Source organism: Exiguobacterium sp. HSB13 (genome assembly GCF_056764755.1).
The window spans coordinates 2,067,995-2,085,283 of the sequence record NZ_JBUZOM010000001.1; the positions used below are offsets into that span (position 1 = coordinate 2,067,995).

The following is a 17,289-nucleotide window of genomic DNA, read 5'->3' on the forward strand; positions in this document are numbered from 1 at the left end:
TTTCTCAACCTTTATATCTTATAAGAAAATCAGAACTTTAATTTTCTATTTTTTTGAATAAAAGTAAATATCATTTAAAATGACTTCTTCTATTTTCTGCTCATACAAAAAAGTAGCTCCTTCTAATATTTGTGAAGGAAGCTACCTCTGTCATTTTGAATATGTCGAAAATATCTTTGTCACCGTATACAACTCATGTCCTCGCTTTCCGGTCAAGAACGCTTCTCCTGCCATCGTCCAGGAATGAGCAATGATCGCACTATTCTCATCACGCCGAACGCCCATATAGGTCGTTACGTGATGTCCCCGTCGTCGCATCATCCATATCGCTGCTAACGATTGTGCTAAACAATTACTACGCCAAGGTGTTCGATAGGCACTTCTTTCGATTGCTCGTTTCACATCGTTCCTTAAATCCCCAGTATAAGACGGTGACTCCTGAACCGCTCGCCCTAGTAAAGGTGCAACGTAGCGAAAGGGAAGAAATACGACACATCCTCTGGCAAATCCTAACGATAGATAGGCTTCAATGAATTGAAGTAATTCAATAGCGGAAAGACGTGTACGCTTGGTCATCTGACTTCGACAAGCTCTTTTTGGACTAATAGTTCAACGAAACGAGTCACTTCTTTTCGACACGTCTCCTCGTCCACCTCGTATCGTTCCCGTAATAAGTGTACAAGTTCCGTCACCGTCCGTTCCTGATCGAGTAATCCCCAAATCGCAACGCCGCTCTGACCGATACTGAAATATTTCCCTTGCGTGACGCTCATCATAACGATTTCGCCATCCATTTCTGATGCCAGAATGTCCTCTTTTCGTAAGAATTTATGATTTGCTTTTAATGCTTCCATCGTTGATTTCCTCCTTGATTGCTGCTGTTATCAATTCTACGACAGTCTGTTCTGAAGCGATTCTCTGCGGACGATAGATCCGCAGGAGTTGGACGCGTCGGGCGAGTGCCATCGCACTCTCAAATTGAAACGCCTCTTTTTGAAGTTCTTTATAATAGATGTTGCGGTATGTATGGAGCATCAACGTACGGACTTTGTCTATTCCCGTCACGGTTTCATGTTGCACGTATTCGATATCAGCAGGTACGAGTTCTACGATCAACCGTAAGCGGACCGGTGCGTTCCAAAACTGCTGTTCCCGGTCGACGGTATATTTCGTCCGTCCATCCACTTCACGATTGACCCGCGTATAGCCGATGCCAGAGGACGGTAAGACATCCTCCCACAATTTTTGATGACCATAGGCAGGCGCGACGAGCGCCGCATCATCCTCGAAGCGTGTCGCGGCTACATCGTCAGTGACAAGATGGTATCCTTGTGCCAAAAAACGATGTGCCGTCGTCGACTTTCCGGCTCCCGAATGCCCTGTCAGCAAGATTCCTGTTTCCCCGTCCGTGATGACACTACCGTGCATCGGTAGAACCCCCCGCTGATGCAGGATGATTCCCATACAGGACCCAAGCAGGAACAGTTTCACTGCTTCGATTTCAGCTCCTGCAGCAAGATCCACCTCGATAGTTGTCCCGGATGCTACGAAATAGTGGGCAACACTGGGAACATAGAGTGAAAACGCCTCTTCCGTCAATCGATACGGATGATCAGCCGTCAGTCCGTTCATCTTTTCTTGCAGATCACTGATTTGAATATGTACGTCACTACGTGTTGTTTCACTGCTCGGTAATTCTGGTAATGCCAGTTCGGACGTCACAGTCAGTCCGAACACGGAATAACGATACGTCATGCGTTTCATTTAGAATGATTCACCTCTCTTCTTTCGAATGTTCCAGTCTCCATCTGATAGATGGCGTCCGCGAGCTGTCCGATTTCCCGACGATGGGTGATGTAGAGAATCGTCATGCGCGACGTCAATTGACGCAAGGTGTCATGGAACATCACTTCCTGTTCACGATCCAAGGCGTTCGTCGCTTCGTCGAGTAACAATATACGTGGTTTTTTAGCTAACGCCCGCGCCAGGATGATCTTTTGCTGCTGTCCACCGGATAAGCGTGTTCCGAAATCACCGATCATCGTCTCGATGCCGTTCGGTAAATCAAATACGAAGGTCGCACCTGCTAAATCGAGTGCTTCAACGAGTGCCTCGTCCGTCAAATCCGGATTAAAGTGCAGGATGTTCTCGCGAATCGTACCATGAAACAAAAAGGCGGATTGCGGAATATAACTGATCTGTTCACGCCATGCCGCTGCCCGTCGTGCGTTCAAGGTTTTTCCGTCCACCCGGATTTCTCCAGCTTGCGGCTCAAGAAGTCCCAGCAACAAATCAAGGAACGTACTTTTACCCGTACCGGAGGCACCCATGATGGCGACCATCTGACCGGCGTTCACCGTGAAGGAGACGCCTATCCCCGTCGTCTGACCATAGGAATAACGAACACGATCGATTACGAGTGTCTCGTGAAATGTCAGTTTCTCCTCGTCGCTTCCGCTTCGCTTCGGGACTGCCTCCATCTTGTTCAGTAGAAGGGTATATACCGGCACACCGGATAAAAAGATCTGTATGTTTTTTTGAAAGGCCGCGAACAACGGCCACAGACGTCCGAACAACAGAACGATGACAAGCAAGGTGCTGACCTCTTCTTGTAACACGGACAGGCTGATGTAGAAAAAAAGACTGATGACTGCTGCTGCGACGATCTTAAACACCGTATCCGGTTTGGATTGTTCTTTTGCGAACTGCACGAGTTGTTGCTCCACCTCTTCCGTCGCTTGACGGAAAAAATCGACTTGTCTCGCTTCAATCCCGTAACTGCGAATCTCCTTCATCCCGTAAAGTTGCTCATGCAACCGTTGCTGCCACGTCTGATTCGATTGGTACAGCGAGAGCGCCAGTCGTCGGACGCGCCCGAGGGAGGTGTATAAACTGATGAAGACGATCATGCCACTCACGAGGACGAACCCGGTCAGACGGGGCGAGAGATACCAGGCGAGCACGATATGCGGAATCATGATGAGGACTCCGGAAATCAGACCGATCAACGCTGTGACGCTGGAACTGATACGTGCAATTTCCAACGTGAACAGGTTGAGGACGTCACTTTTTTTCTGGTAAGCGATATACGAATAGTCACTGGCAAACAACGTTTCAAACAAGAGGACCCGGAGGTGCTTCGTATACTCTTGGACGAGTATCGACGTCTGAACCATCGTTTGCCGGTTGATCCAGACACTGAGTGATACAAGTACTAGATAGAGCAACAAAATACTTTCAAGGTTCAACCACTCCGGGTTCAACCAGTTGACCTGTAGCGGAGCAATTCCCGGAACCGGAAAGAGGAGCGCGAGTAACGGTAGAATGAGTGCTATCCCGAGTGCGGAAGTCATCGCGTTCAGGCTGGTCCAGACGACGACGTACCAAAGGCGATGCCCCGTATGTATGAAAAGATCATGAATCAGGCGCCACATGCTTGCTTGATTCATCGATGCGAACATAACGTCACTTCCTTACTTCAGAGTAAAGACTACCTGAAGTTCCAGGTAGTCTATGTACCGCCTTACGAGCCCGAGAAAAAACCCGAACCATCATCGTTTGGAGTATCAAAGCTACTCTCCGTTTGTTTGGCATCAAGTTCTTCGAGTACCGGTGTTTGCCACTCTTGTTTCATTTGTCTTCACCTCCTTTGAATCGATGAAGTGTAATCGCGCGAAGTAAAAGCTTCACGGACCATATATCTTGAAGTACCTTATTTAGGTTCGATGCTTCAAAAAAGTCATGCCGATATATTTTATTCGCCTCAATATTGGTAAATTGACTAACTTCCTCAATGATTGGTTTGATTTCATCACGCAAACGTAGTTTCCAGTCAGCCGATTGTCTGCCTCTCGCCCGCTTCGGATGGAGAATGGACGCCGGTAAACGTTCCTTCATGATCGTCCGGACGATTTTTTTAGCGATGCCTTTAGAACTGAATACTTCTACTGGTAGTCGGGCACATAATTCAATCAACTTCCGATCCGACGTCGGGTCGCGCGCGATACATCGAAAATGTAATGAGAACAGCGTTCCAAGAACGCCACGATCGTGCAAATCATTAATCCGATAAGCGAATGCCAAGCGATCCGTCGTCGATCGAAACGGAAACTGTCCATGAGAATAGGTCGTATTCTTTAGAACGTTGGGGTGAAACGTTCGTTTGGTCCGTGCTAAATAGTACCGGCGCAGCCGTTCTTCATTGAGGCGTGTTTTAATCAGTAACGCGGCAAGCGATTTTCCTTGCCTCAAGATTGAGGACGTCGTATACGTCAACTCCTGCTTGAGTTTGCTCCACTGTTTCTGCTGGAGCAATTCATGACGATATCCGTCAAGTGAGCCATGCGAAATGGTCGAATTCCCATGTTTTCCATTCAACAGGACTTTCACATTTTGCTTCTGTGCCAATTGATGGATTTCAAGCAACCAAGGGGCATTCATGAAGAAGCCGTATGGCATCTCAAGGATATGTAACCAGTCGTCTATCGTGTTGTAGCTATTACGCGACGGGTTTTCGACCCATGTCTGCCGAATGCCACTATATTGTTTTATTAAATCTTCAACAAGCGGACGCTCATTTCCAAGTTCACCATTGTCTTCGTAGGTTCGTAATGGCACATGGGTATATCCATGTAACACCTGTCTGCGTTTTTTTAAAATCGGTTCCGCAAAAGCTGCTACCGTCGTCGAGTCAAGACCTCCACTTAGTTGAAGACCAACTTCCCCCTCAACAGCAAGGCAGGCCTCGGTCGCGTTTGTTAATATGTTCTCGAACTCTTGATAGAAATCCTTTTTCATTGATTCCGTTTCGTTAGATAATTTGTCATACGACCAGTACGTTTCAATTTGATGATCTCCCTCTCGAACGACTAACGTCTGTCCAGGTCCGAGATAGGTCACTCCTTCCCAAGGTGAGGCATAGGGATTCGACGATTTTGGAACGAATGGTAGCATGGCATAGGTCTCTAAAAATGATTCATCATACGTACACCCTAGCAATGTTGCGACGGGTTTTGCCGTCGAAGCGAATACGAACATCTCCTCACTATACCCGTAGCAAATACTACGTTCTCCTAGTGGATCACGCGCTAGAAATAGCTCGTCTGTGCTTGAATCATAAATTGCGAACGCAAACGGACCATAAAACTGTTTGACACATGCTCGCCCCCACTTTTGATAGGCACGTAGAATCCACTCCGTGTCACTCGTCTTCGCATCCCATGGCTCACCGAGTTGCTCCGCTAACTCCTCTCGATAATCGAGCATCGCATCTACGACGATTGTCAAATGATTTTGTTGATAAGGCAGCATCTTTGATTGGTCACTCTGACGTATCCACTGTTCCAGCGCACCTAGACCACAATTCGAAGTAATCGTTCGATGGCAACGATCACTGTAATAACGTAAGGCATAGATATCTTTTAACGTATCAATTCGGTTAATTAAATTAATATTCCGAAAATTTATCACACCAAAAATCGCACTCATGATGACGTCCTTCCTTTCCATCGCCGTAAACTCCAAGTCAGCGGTCGAAGCGGAATGTAAAGAAAGTGAAGTGATTGAGGTAATGGAATCATCGCTCTATCCTGCTGATTCGGAATGAGATGATGCCAAACGAATTCAAAACGTCTAGAAGAGTCACGAATCAACCAGAAGTAACGTTTCCAGTACCAATACTCAGTTAGTGTCTGATTCGCTTTTCCTGGATCATTTTGTTTTTCGATGATGCGCAGTGCCATTTTAGCCATTCGCTTACTCTTACGATCTTTCGTTAAGTAGACGAACGAATCCGGGATTTCTACTTCGAATAGCTCCTGACGTAATAGTAACGCTTGTCCCATCATGTGGAGACATCCTCGCTTTGCTAGACGGGTTTGGATTTCAACTAAGTCGAGCGGCAGTTTTAAAAATAAATGAATATCGTATAGCCAACGTAATCGAAACCATGCGTGCTTTGAGCCATGAGAAATCAAATAAACGAATAACTCTGTCGTCTCTAAACATGGTATATCGGTTCCTGCAATTCGAACTGTTTCGTGACTTGCCCATAGTTCCTCAAATGTTGGTTCGTTAATGATGTTAGGGTGAAGCCGCCAATGCAATTCAACGATATGATGTGTTTTAGGATGAGTGAACACTAAATGATGTGCCCGTCGCGCATCATATTCAGATTCTTCATCTAATACATATCCGAGTTCTTTTAACAAAAGAGTTCCTTTAGGTAAGTTTTTGACATCAATCAGTAAATCTAAATCACGAAACATCCGTAGACCAATCGAATAATAAATTTTTTGACCAATGACTGGTCCTTTTAAGCAAATGATGTTCACTTGATTTTTTTGAAACAAAGCTAATATACGGATTAATTCATTCGTATATATGAGTAATTCAATAGCCATCGTTTGTTTCTTTTGAGTAAACTGCTCTTTGAGTTGTTCACTTCCCACTGAGTTAATGTGGATACACTGTAAGACACGGTGATATGTAACAAGTTGAATATCAGATTCTGAAAATGAATTTTCATGAGATTTTTCGTTTACTAAAGTAGTAGTTAATATCTTAACTGTATTCATAAAATACTCCTTAATGTACAATTTCAAAAACTTTTACAATAAAAATACACTAAGCACTTAATATAAGATTCATTTTAGAAGAAAAAATACGATATTATTATATCCATAATTGTAACAAAAAGGAGAAAAGCAATAGAAATCTTAGTAACAGGAGGTGCCGGATATATCGGTAGCCACACATGTCTTGAATTGCTTCGTGCAGGTTATGATGTCATCGTAATTGATAACTTGAGCAACAGCCACAAAATCGCTTTAGATCGTGTAGAACAATTATCAGGAAAATCAATTGCCTTTTATGAAGCAGACGTTATGGATAGATCAGCTCTTGAAAACATCTTTAAACAGCATCAAATTAAGACCGTCATTCATTTTGCAGGACTAAAGGCTGTTGGCGAATCCGTCGAAAAACCATTGTACTATTATAAAAATAATTTAATCAGTTCCCTTGTTCTACTTGAAGTAATGGAACGTAATGCTGTAAAAAACTTGTATTCAGTTCTTCCGCTACAGTATACGGCGTACCAGAAAAAATGCCAATTAAAGAAAGCGCACCTAGATCCACTACAAATCCATGTGGTGCAACAAAGCTGATGATTGAACAAATGCTCGAAGATATAGCTGCCGCTGATGCAACATGGAAAATTTCACTTTTACGATATTTTAATCCGATTGGAGCCGATATCAGTGGTCCGATTGGCGAAGACTCTAATGGAATTCCGAACAACCTGATGCCATATGTTACACAAGTAGCGGCTGGTCGGCTCAATAAACTAAGTATCTATGGACAAGACTATGCTACATTCGACGGTACAGGAGTTCGTGGCTACATCCATGTAGTAGATTTAGCAAAAGAGCATTTAAAAGCACTTGAATACTCGCATCAAGGGATCGAAGCGTTTAATCCGGGATCAGGGAAGGGTTCAAGTGTTCTAGATTTGGTAACAACATTCGAGTAAGCGACAGGCATTAGTATCAAACGTAAGTTTGTTGATCGAAGAGCTGGGGATGTTGCTGCTTGTTATGCAGATGTATCAAAGGCAGAGCATTTACTTAATTAAAAAGCTGAAAAGACTTTATATAATATGTGCAAAGATGCTTGGCTTTGGCAATTACAAAATCCAAATGGTTATTTAAACAGTGTGAATATATATTTTCAAAACTATATAAATAAAAAGACTAATTCTCTCGATTTTGAACTGAACCCCGAATGATAGACACTTGAAAAAAAGTGCATCATTCGGGGTTCAGTTCAGAAACTGCATAGGAGGTCTTTTCTGAAGAAGCATTGTGCTTAATTTTATAAACGTTCAATTATTAAAGTATATTAATCAATTTATTAAATCTCTTTAGTGATTGATGCATCATTTTTTAAAAGTAATTTTAAATACACAATTAAGAATGGAAGAACCAAAAGAGTTCTAAAATAGATAAAATTAGAAAATCCTACTTCGAATGATACAAACAAAATAAAAATTAGTACGGCATATTTTTTTCCCAAGTTGCGTTTAAGAAAAATATAAAAACCAATCAGTATTGAAAGTAAGCAAATAATAGAACCTCTTAGAAGATATTCTACTATACCAGAATCTCCATATTTTAAATTTGTATAATTCCCAAATCCTACTGGTGCAAAATAGTTTTCTTTTAGATAAACGTAGTTATTCATCAAATTTCCAGAATTAGAGTATCTACTCAGAATTCCATTTTCCCTAGATTTAAAGACATTTGATGACTCAGTAAATAAATTTAATAGAATATGATTTACAGATTCGACATTGAAAAGATACTCAACAAAAACTACAAATAAACTAAATAGTAAAAGAATTTTATTTTTATAAAACAGTATAAAAACAAAAATTATAAAACTAATTCCTAAAAATAAATATGCAGTATTCGAAGATAAAAACCATAAAAGTATCATGTAGAAAATACTCATTATTAAATATATATTTTTCCCACTCTTTTTATAAGACAGTATATTTAATATAAAAAATATAAAATGATAAAAACCTGCTAAAGAGTGTGAAGCTAGTGTATTGACTGGTTTATTTGAAGATAGCATATAGAGTAATAAATCATCGTAGAAGGCAGAATAATAGTTTTTTATGAACTCTAAAATATTTGCATTATCAAATACTATCAGCATTCCTAAAGCAATATTGATTATATTAGTTAGAAAAAAAGTATACTTATAAGATTTTTTATTAATTTTTAATTCTTTAAAATCTAAGCACAATAATAGCGAGAGATTCATAAAACTAATAGAAGTTCCAAAACTGTTTAAATGGGCCTGAGTAAGTAACGTAGACAGCCAAAGAGAACTATTTATCAAAATGACTATATAAAAACTCATTAGATCTACCTTTTTTTGAGTATAAATAAAATAAATCAAAACTAATAAGAGAACAATATTACTTCCTATTTCAAAATCAGAACTTATAATGCCTTTTGTAGAGTTTGGTAAAAACAAACCTAATATGTATAAAAATAAAATTAAATATCCTTTCAAAAGTAAACCCCCAATTTTATATTTCCCCTAAGAATATATTGAATAATTCAATTTTTTAGTAATTATATCTTTTAAAATTCAATTAATCTTGTCTTAGAAGAACAAAAGTTCTCTTCTCCACAATCTTGTAAAAAATAACTCCACATAACAAACTAATTATAAAGCTAAAAATTATGATGAGAATATAATTTAAATTGTTTCCGAGTGTATGTATTAAACATAAAATTACAATAGGATGTATAAGATATAGACTATAAGAAATTTTACCTAGAAAAATAAATAATTTATTTTCTAGAAATTTAATCATTGGCGTATATGATATTGCCAAGGAAAAAATAATGATGATACCTATTGATATAAGCATATCTATCAAAAAAAAATTTATTTTACTTATATATATATTTTCAGAATACTTCAAACTAGAAATATTAGGAAAAATCCATTCAAATAAAAGAAATAATATACCAATACCGTAAAGAGAGAAGGCAACTTTTGAATTAATCTCACTTAATTTTTTTTGTATCACTTCTATGTTTAAAGCTAAATAGATACCTATTAAAAAGAAAATCATGTAATAGAATGTATCATTTAAATTCATTATCATTATATATAAATATAAACCAATAGAAGTAGGCACTATTAATGTGCTAATAACATTTATTACGAATAAAAAAGAAATTGCTACCATCAAATTTATAAATCTATTATTTTTAGTCATCCACCATACTAACATTGGAATTAAAAGAGAAATTCTCAATTCGTGAATTAATGACCATGTAACTGTATTTATTGAATGTGAATTATAACTAGTCATAAATATGGCTGATATAATTGAAAGATAGTCAATAGGAAATGGCCACATAGAATTAAACCATTCACTAAATCTATTACTATGAGAGATCAAATTAAAATTATAAAATGTAAGATACAAGCTAGCTGAAATAATAATTGCGAATACATATGGAATATATATTCTTAAAAATCGATTGTATATATACAATGTGTATTTTTGGGGTTTTTGAACAGAATTGTATAAAACAAATCCACTCAAAATAAAAAATAATAATACCGCTTCATGACCAGCCCAAAAAATATGTGAGAGTTGAAGTAATAAATTATTCTCATCATTACTTATTCTATGAAAATGAACTTTAAAAAAAAAAGGAATAATAATAATACAATGATGAATTAACACGATCACCGATGCTATTCCTCTTAGACCATCTAATGATTTATACCTTTTCATAAAAAAACTCAGCTCACTTTACTTATTTTATGACTTCAAGTAATCTAATCAGTCTTTTAAGGTTAATCTTAACGTATAGTAATAAATAAAATAGACTTGTAAAAATATTTAAAATAATCATATCAACTTTTAGGTTTAAATTATCTACTATAATTATAATAATGAAAGTAGCTATATACAAAATAATGTTTTTTAACATACTTTGTTTATTCATAAACTGATAACTGATTATTTTATTACCCCATTTAAAAACAATAAATGAGTATGTGCTATAGCCAACAATTGATGAAATAGCTGCACCGATATATGATAATCTTGGAATAAATATTAAGTTTAGCATTATGTTTATTCCACAGGCAATTAACATGGCAATGACCATTTTTTTAGTGTTTTCTTTGAATTCAATTGGTTTATGAAAAAACATTCCTAATTGCCAAATGATAAATCCTACTAAGATAAGTGGCATTACGACATTTCCTTCTTTAAATTTCTCGTCTAAAAAAACTACTGTAATTAAATCTTTATTCATAAAAGTTAATGCTACGATTAAAAAACTAACTGTAATAAAAATCTCTATAAAATATGACAATAGTTTTCCTGTTTCGTCTTTATCTGCATTATTCCATTTGTTCATTAACATAGGATGAGCTATCAGCAATAACGGTGCAGTAACTAATACTACACTTCCTGTAATTAATGAATAGTTTGCTGAGTAAATAGCAACCGAATCATATCCATTAAATATCTTTAATAAAAAACGATCTGTAAATGACATTATTCCGTTAATCGAAAACCAAATTACCATAGGTATTCCAAATGAGAAATAACTTTTTCGGGTATTTATAAATTCTTTATCTTTCACTAAGTTCTTATTGAAAATTTTTTTTGGAAATAAGATTTTAGAATTCATAATTAATATGAGAAACATTCCTGAAATCATTGAAAGAAAAATAGTATTTACATTTGGTGAAAATATAAAAACACATAGTACAGGAAGTAATACTTTCGCTCCTGATTCAATTAATCGTATAAGCGAATATTTTTTAATTTGAAAACTAACTTGTAACTTAGTATAAATAATTTGAATACATGTAAACAAAAAAACGAGTATTATTACTAAACTGTATAGTAATTTATTTTCATTTTCTAAAATGAAGTTCTCAATTACTAAAATCAAACTTAGTACTATACCAATAATAAATATAAACCAACTTATCACTTCATCTTGATATACTATTTTTTTGTCTGTAGCATATCTTAATGTAGGTTGGGAAATCCATTGAGAAAAAATAGAAGAAATCAGTAAAGAGAGAGTCAACCAATAATTGTATAATCCAAACTCTTCAATCGAAAGATATACTGAAAACATTTTTAGAGATAATAAAGTGAGTAACGAGGGAATAATCGTTCCTGGTAGATATCCTAGTATTTTTTGTGTGAGTGTCGTTTCCAACTTTAAATCATCCTTTAAAAAAAGCAATCAGAAATGATTGCTTTTACTTTTATTTATAATCTCTTTCAAGTGCTATTTCCCAATCAGGAATTTCATAATGAACATTTTTCTTGGTCTTTTTTAATGAAAGTATACTATTTTTAGGACGTTTTGCTTTTTGAACAAAGTCTTTTGAACTACATTCTACTATTTTACCTTCAAATGACATACTTTTTAATATCTGAACAGCAAATTCATACCAATTACATACTCCGTCATTTGAAAAATGATAAACGCCACTCTCAGGTACTTGATCAAGAATAGCAAAGATAAAGGCTGTTAAATCTTTAGTAGAAGTAGGTCTGCCGTACTGGTCTGAAACAATTGTGAGTACTTCTTTTTCTTTAGATAACTTACGCATTGTATTTACGAAATTTTTTCCGGTTTTACTAAAGACCCAAGAAGTTCGAATGATATAACCGTCTTGTTTAAGAAATTTTTGAACGGCCTTTTCTCCAGCTAACTTCGCTTTGCCATATTCATTTAGTGGATTGACTTGATCATCAACTTCATATTCAGTTTTTTTAACTCCATCAAATACATAATCCGTGCTAATATATACCATTTTTGCCCCAACTTGTTGTGCTGCTTTTGCCACATTTTCTGTTCCACTCGCATTAACAAGCCAGTTCATTTCTTTTCCTTCATCCTCAGCAGCTTCTACATTTGTATAGGCTGCTGCATGAAGAATCCAGTCTGGCTTAATTCGATGGACTGTTTCTTCAACAGCTTGATAGTCAGTTATATCGAGATTCTGTTTTGTAAAAGCAGCAACTTCGTACAAAGAAGAATCAATTAATTCAACTAAGTCAGTTCCGAGTTGACCATTCGCACCATTAATTAGAATTTTTTTCTTCATTTTACAATTTCCGACTTTCCTTTAAGCGGACGCCACCAAGCTTCGTTTTCTAAATACCAATCGATCGTTTCAACGATTCCTGTATCAAACGTATATTTGGGCTTCCATCCTAGTTCTGTCTCTAACTTGAGTGGATCAATCGCATAACGGCGATCGTGCCCTAAACGATCTTCAACATACGTCACCAAATCTTTCGAGACATTGAGACGATCAACAATTAAATCAACGATTTGATTGTTTGTTCTCTCGTTGTGTCCGCCTACATTGTAGACTTCACCGGATTTACCTTTATGGAAAACTAAATCAATTGCGGCACAATGATCAGTTACATGAAGCCAGTCACGTATATTTTCACCATCTCCGTAAATCGGAAGATTTTTTTGATCCATTGCGTTTGTTATCATTAAAGGAATTAGTTTTTCAGGGAAGTGATACGGTCCATAGTTATTCGAACAACGCGTAATATTGACATCCATACCATATGTTTCAAAATACGAACGAACCAACATATCAGCACCGGCTTTAGAAGCCGAATACGGACTGTTTGGTGCAAGTGGTGTATCTTCTGTGAAGTACCCTTCTGCTCCAAGCGAACCGTATACTTCATCTGTTGAGACTTGAACATACTTCTTCAACTTGTGCTTACGAGCAGCGTCTAACAATGCCAATGTTCCTTGAATATTTGTTTCGACGAAGACTTCTGGATTCAAGATACTACGATCCACGTGCGACTCAGCAGCAAAGTTAATGATTCCATCTACTTTATAATCTGTAATCAGTTGATCTAACAAATCGCGTTCAGTGATGTTTCCTTTCACAAAAATATGTTTAGGATTATCGATTAAATCATCTAGGCTTTCTTCATTTCCTGCGTAAGTTAGCAAGTCAAGATTGATAATTGTATAGTCAGGATATGTATTGAGCATATGACGGACAAAGTTACTTCCAATAAAACCAGCACCACCAGTAACGATTAAATTCATCATCATTCACTCCATTTAAAATTATTTTCTGCATCTTTCAACATTGGATGTTTTGTATCTTTTTCTGACAAAATCGGGTTTGATACTGGCCAATTAATGTTGATTTCAGGATCATCCCATTGGATACCCCGATCATGTTCAGACGAATACAATTCATCAACTTTATAGAGAACATTGACATACTCAGTCAGCGTACAAAAACCATGTGCAAAGCCTTTTGGAACAAGCAACTGACGTTTATTATGTTCGCTTAAAATAAACCCTTCCCATTCCCCATAGGTAGGTGAACCAACTCGCATATCAACTACTACATCATAGATTGCCCCTGATCCCACTCGAACGAGCTTTGTTTGTGCCTTTGGTTGTAACTGATAATGCATACCACGTAACACGCCAGCCTCTTTGGAGAGTGAATGATTATCCTGAATGAACTCATGTGTAACGCCTAAATCATGAAAAACTTGGCGATTATAGCTCTCCATGAAAAAACCACGATGATCTCCAAAAACATTAGGTTCTAGCAAAAGAACACCTTCTAATTTACTTTTTAGTGCTTTCATAAAGTAAGACCTGCTTTCTTCTCAGAAGTATCTTTTACTGTTTTCGCAACATGAAGCAGGTACTGGCCATAAGCATTTTTTTGTAATGGTTGCGCTAATTCAATCAACTGTTCTTTAGAAATGTACCCCATCCGATATGAGATTTCTTCAAGACAAGCGATTTTTAGTTTCTGACGTCTTTCAATCGTTTCGATAAACGTCGATGCTTCAAGCAACGATTCATGTGTTCCTGTATCAAGCCATGCAAATCCACGACCGAGTAACTCGACACGTAAGGAGTTGTCTTCAAGGTAGCATTTGTTTAGATCTGTAATTTCGAGTTCGCCTCTTGAAGAAGGTTTTAACGATTTAGCAAACTCAACGACTCGATTATCATAAAAATAAAGTCCAGTAATTGCATAGTTACTCTTAGCGACTTCAGGTTTTTCTTCGATTGAAATCACGTTTTGATGATCGTCAAATTCAACAACGCCAAAACGTTCTGGATCGTGAACATGATAACCAAAAACAGTTGATCCTTCTTTTAAAAAAGCTGCTTTTTGAAGTAAATCTGTGAACCCGTGACCGTAATAGATGTTATCGCCAAGCACCAGAGCAACAGAATCTTCCCCGATGAACTCTTCACCTATAAGAAATGCTTGAGCAAGACCATCAGGAGATTCTTGAACTTTATATGACAATGAGAGTCCGAGTTCTTCTCCATTACCAAGCAGTTGTTCAAAGCGTGGTGTATCCTCTGGTGTCGAAATGATCAATATTTCTTTAATTCCAGCTAACATCAAAGTAGACATCGGATAATAAATCATCGGTTTATCGTAAACTGGTAATAATTGTTTTGAGATCGACCTAGTAAGTGGATATAATCTTGTACCGCTTCCTCCTGCTAATATTATACCTTTCATAAAAATATCACTCGCCCCTTTTTTTATTAAAAATACAGCTAGAACACAAATAAAAAATTACGGATTTTATACTTTTCTTAAGATTAGTTCACTAATAGTCCGAGAAATATTTTCAAGCGAAAAATTTTCCGAACAATGCAATCTACTATTTAAAATTAGTTTATTCTTTAAGTTTTCGTCTAAGTAAATTTTTTCGATTTTTTTTTCCCAATCTTCTATATCTTTAACTCCTAAGCCAACAAATTCGTTTGAACTAAGTATTTCACTATTCATTCCAAAGTCGCTAACTACTGAGGGAATTCCACAAGCCATGTATAACAGCATTTTATAGCTACATTTACCTTTTTCCCATTCAGTGTTCTCTAAAGGCATTAATCCAACATCAAAGTTTTGAATAGTCGATACTTCATTATCCTTACTCCATTTTGTAAAAATTAAATTTTTTTTCAAAATTTCATTTTGAAATTGAGGATTTTTATCAGACACTATATGCAACTTTATATCATTGTGTTTTTTTATAAAGTTACTGAGTTGAGTTTCAATTTCGTATAAATATTTTAAACCACTACTTGTTCCAGACCATCCAATTACAAAATCTTTTTTTTCAGATTTGCAACCTTTATTTTTAGGAACGAATCTATTAGTATCAACTGAAGTAGGAATAATATAAATATTTTTATTGTATTTTTTAAACCAATCATATAGATACTTATTGCCACAAAATATCATTTCGGATTTTTTCGCAATTTTTTCAATAGATCTATTTCTTTGTGTTAAAAATATAGCATCATCTACATCAAAAATAATTTTTTTATTTATAAATCTTTCCACTGAATAAATAGTAGAAATTACTTCTCTTTGGAGAATTACTGCATCAACATCTGAAAAATTAATTTTTATAACTGTTATTAAGCGACTTACATATACTAATATTAACCATAAAGGGCGTAATAACTTGTTTTTAGGTGGATACGAAGTAAAGGTCGAGTAAGATTCAACTAGTTCAATGTCATAATCATTATTTAATATTTCTATATATTGCCTAATTCTAAATCTAGCACTTGAAACATTTTTACCACCAGTCAATGCAATAACTTTCATAACTTCACCCTCATAACGTATTCAAACATCTCTTTTAAACTGATTTATTCCAACATATATTTTTTCAAGAATTTCCATGTAGCTTTTAGGAGTCATCAAAGAAGTGTTCTGTTCTTTTTTTAAAGATGTAGTATTAAAAATTTTAAAAGCATACTCTTTAAATTCATTATCATTTTTAGCAAAATATCCATTTTGACCATGAATTATAAGTTCATTTAAACCATCCGTTGGATATGTAATTATTGAGACACCGAGATGTAAGGCTTCTATAGCAGCCATAGGAGTTCCCTCAAATTTCGAACACATTATCATAAATTTACTTAGACTTAAAATTTTGTACGGATTTTCTACGAAACCTAAAAAATCCACCTGACTTCTCACACCATTTTTTATAAAAATATTCTCCATCTCATTTTTTAATGGACCATCACCAATGACTCCAAACTTAAGTGTGGGATCTTCCTTTAGTATATGTGAAGAAATCTCTGCAATTTTTAAAGGATTTTTTTCAAAAGACAATCGTCCAAGAAACACAAAATCAAAATCATACATATTAGTATCTTTTTCTACACTTTTCATCAAATTCTCTTTATCTACAAAATTATATAAAACTGATGTTTTCTTAGTTATAAAATCAGAATATTTATAATCTTTTAAAACACTTTTTGAAACTGCAATTATATGTTTTACGAAGAAGCTAGAATATAAGTACATGAGTGACTTTAATGATACTTTCTTCATTTGATCAGAATTACCATGTAGATGCGAAACAACCGGAATTTTTCCAGAATAAATACTTGAAAAAAATGTCGCACGAATATCATGTGCATGAATAATATCAGGTTTTACTAAATCTATTGCTTTTTTAAAACATTTTCTAGAATTTAAAGAATCTAATTCTATATGCTTAATATTATTATTTTTTAAATTATTATTTATAGTTCCACTTGGAGAACAGTAGTACATTTCATACTGATCTGAACTTTTATTTATAATTTCAATAACCACTTTTTCGGCACCTGAAAATTTATTAGTATTTAAAACATGCATTACTCTCATTTT

15 protein-coding genes and 1 pseudogene are annotated in these 17,289 nt (G+C 36.0%); 1 reads left to right on the forward strand and 15 read right to left on the reverse strand.

Annotation, left to right across the window (positions count from 1 at the left end; genetic code table 11):
* Window positions 1-150: 150 nt before the first annotated feature.
* From ACZGCQ_RS10845 to ACZGCQ_RS10870, 6 genes are all read right to left on the reverse strand, one after another.
* Complete coding sequence (locus ACZGCQ_RS10845) at window positions 151-576, reverse strand: lasso peptide biosynthesis B2 protein (protein ID WP_481266253.1); 426 nt, start codon at window positions 574-576, stop codon at window positions 151-153.
* Window positions 573-854, reverse strand: a complete 282-nt coding sequence (locus tag ACZGCQ_RS10850; protein WP_481266254.1) for a lasso peptide biosynthesis PqqD family chaperone — start codon at window positions 852-854, stop codon at window positions 573-575. The genes ACZGCQ_RS10845 and ACZGCQ_RS10850 overlap by 4 nt, the downstream gene beginning before the upstream one ends.
* A complete protein-coding gene (locus tag ACZGCQ_RS10855) occupies window positions 829-1,764 on the reverse strand; it encodes a hypothetical protein (protein WP_481266255.1) in 936 nt (311 codons plus the stop codon). Before ACZGCQ_RS10855 ends, ACZGCQ_RS10850 begins: the two co-directional genes overlap by 26 nt.
* On the reverse strand, window positions 1,761-3,461 hold the full coding sequence (locus tag ACZGCQ_RS10860) for an ABC transporter ATP-binding protein (protein WP_481266256.1): 1,701 nt from the start codon (window positions 3,459-3,461) through the stop codon (window positions 1,761-1,763). Before ACZGCQ_RS10860 ends, ACZGCQ_RS10855 begins: the two co-directional genes overlap by 4 nt.
* A 169-nt stretch (window positions 3,462-3,630) precedes the next feature.
* On the reverse strand, window positions 3,631-5,508 hold the full coding sequence (locus tag ACZGCQ_RS10865; RefSeq protein ID WP_481266257.1) for an asparagine synthase-related protein: 1,878 nt from the start codon (window positions 5,506-5,508) through the stop codon (window positions 3,631-3,633).
* A complete protein-coding gene (locus ACZGCQ_RS10870; protein ID WP_481266258.1) occupies window positions 5,484-6,575 on the reverse strand; it encodes a nucleotidyltransferase domain-containing protein in 1,092 nt (363 codons plus the stop codon). Before ACZGCQ_RS10870 ends, ACZGCQ_RS10865 begins: the two co-directional genes overlap by 25 nt.
* Before the next feature lie 132 nt (window positions 6,576-6,707).
* Between ACZGCQ_RS10870 and galE the strand changes: the two are divergent.
* Window positions 6,708-7,786: pseudogene (galE, locus tag ACZGCQ_RS10875) on the forward strand (UDP-glucose 4-epimerase GalE).
* 125 nt (window positions 7,787-7,911) lie between these two features.
* Here galE and ACZGCQ_RS10880 read toward each other — a convergent pair.
* The 9 genes from ACZGCQ_RS10880 to ACZGCQ_RS10920 all read right to left on the reverse strand — a co-directional run bounded on the left by ACZGCQ_RS10880 (window position 7,912) and on the right by ACZGCQ_RS10920 (window position 17,286).
* Entirely contained in the window at window positions 7,912-9,084 is a 1,173-nt protein-coding gene (locus ACZGCQ_RS10880; protein ID WP_481266259.1) for a hypothetical protein, read from the reverse strand.
* A gap of 82 nt (window positions 9,085-9,166) precedes the next feature.
* Window positions 9,167-10,330 carry an acyltransferase family protein gene (locus ACZGCQ_RS10885; protein ID WP_481266260.1) on the reverse strand — a complete coding sequence of 388 codons (1,164 nt, stop codon included), beginning with the start codon at window positions 10,328-10,330 and terminating at the stop codon, window positions 9,167-9,169.
* A 22-nt stretch (window positions 10,331-10,352) separates the two neighbouring features.
* Complete coding sequence (locus ACZGCQ_RS10890; RefSeq protein WP_481266261.1) at window positions 10,353-11,783, reverse strand: oligosaccharide flippase family protein; 1,431 nt, start codon at window positions 11,781-11,783, stop codon at window positions 10,353-10,355.
* A gap of 49 nt (window positions 11,784-11,832) precedes the next feature.
* Window positions 11,833-12,681, reverse strand: coding sequence for a dTDP-4-dehydrorhamnose reductase (gene rfbD / locus ACZGCQ_RS10895; protein ID WP_481266262.1), 849 nt, complete (start codon window positions 12,679-12,681; stop codon window positions 11,833-11,835).
* Window positions 12,678-13,664, reverse strand: coding sequence for a dTDP-glucose 4,6-dehydratase (rfbB, locus tag ACZGCQ_RS10900; protein WP_481266263.1), 987 nt, complete (start codon window positions 13,662-13,664; stop codon window positions 12,678-12,680). The genes rfbD and rfbB overlap by 4 nt, the downstream gene beginning before the upstream one ends.
* Before the next feature lie 2 nt (window positions 13,665-13,666).
* Window positions 13,667-14,224, reverse strand: a complete 558-nt coding sequence (gene rfbC, locus ACZGCQ_RS10905) for a dTDP-4-dehydrorhamnose 3,5-epimerase (RefSeq protein WP_481266264.1) — start codon at window positions 14,222-14,224, stop codon at window positions 13,667-13,669.
* Window positions 14,221-15,126: a glucose-1-phosphate thymidylyltransferase RfbA gene (gene rfbA, locus ACZGCQ_RS10910; RefSeq protein ID WP_481266265.1), complete on the reverse strand. Its 906-nt coding sequence runs from the start codon at window positions 15,124-15,126 to the stop codon at window positions 14,221-14,223. Before rfbA ends, rfbC begins: the two co-directional genes overlap by 4 nt.
* A 66-nt stretch (window positions 15,127-15,192) precedes the next feature.
* Window positions 15,193-16,227: a glycosyltransferase gene (locus ACZGCQ_RS10915; RefSeq protein WP_481266266.1), complete on the reverse strand. Its 1,035-nt coding sequence runs from the start codon at window positions 16,225-16,227 to the stop codon at window positions 15,193-15,195.
* Window positions 16,228-16,248: 21 nt separating this feature from the next.
* Complete coding sequence (locus tag ACZGCQ_RS10920) at window positions 16,249-17,286, reverse strand: glycosyltransferase (RefSeq protein WP_481266267.1); 1,038 nt, start codon at window positions 17,284-17,286, stop codon at window positions 16,249-16,251.
* Window positions 17,287-17,289 lie beyond the last annotated feature (3 nt).

Coding starts and splice junctions, on each gene's coding strand:
- rfbC (WP_481266264.1), bottom strand. CDS start 14,224: ATGAAAGCACTAAAAAGTAAATTAGAAGGTGTTCTTTTGCTAGAACCT.
- rfbA (WP_481266265.1), bottom strand. CDS start 15,126: ATGAAAGGTATAATATTAGCAGGAGGAAGCGGTACAAGATTATATCCA.
- ACZGCQ_RS10845 (WP_481266253.1), bottom strand. CDS start 576: ATGACCAAGCGTACACGTCTTTCCGCTATTGAATTACTTCAATTCATT.
- ACZGCQ_RS10855 (WP_481266255.1), bottom strand. CDS start 1,764: ATGAAACGCATGACGTATCGTTATTCCGTGTTCGGACTGACTGTGACG.
- ACZGCQ_RS10920 (WP_481266267.1), bottom strand. CDS start 17,286: ATGAGAGTAATGCATGTTTTAAATACTAATAAATTTTCAGGTGCCGAA.
- rfbB (WP_481266263.1), bottom strand. CDS start 13,664: ATGAATTTAATCGTTACTGGTGGTGCTGGTTTTATTGGAAGTAACTTT.
- ACZGCQ_RS10865 (WP_481266257.1), bottom strand. CDS start 5,508: ATGGAAAGGAAGGACGTCATCATGAGTGCGATTTTTGGTGTGATAAAT.
- ACZGCQ_RS10885 (WP_481266260.1), bottom strand. CDS start 10,330: ATGAAAAGGTATAAATCATTAGATGGTCTAAGAGGAATAGCATCGGTG.
- rfbD (WP_481266262.1), bottom strand. CDS start 12,681: ATGAAGAAAAAAATTCTAATTAATGGTGCGAATGGTCAACTCGGAACT.
- ACZGCQ_RS10850 (WP_481266254.1), bottom strand. CDS start 854: ATGGAAGCATTAAAAGCAAATCATAAATTCTTACGAAAAGAGGACATT.
- ACZGCQ_RS10915 (WP_481266266.1), bottom strand. CDS start 16,227: ATGAAAGTTATTGCATTGACTGGTGGTAAAAATGTTTCAAGTGCTAGA.
- ACZGCQ_RS10870 (WP_481266258.1), bottom strand. CDS start 6,575: ATGAATACAGTTAAGATATTAACTACTACTTTAGTAAACGAAAAATCT.
- ACZGCQ_RS10860 (WP_481266256.1), bottom strand. CDS start 3,461: ATGTTCGCATCGATGAATCAAGCAAGCATGTGGCGCCTGATTCATGAT.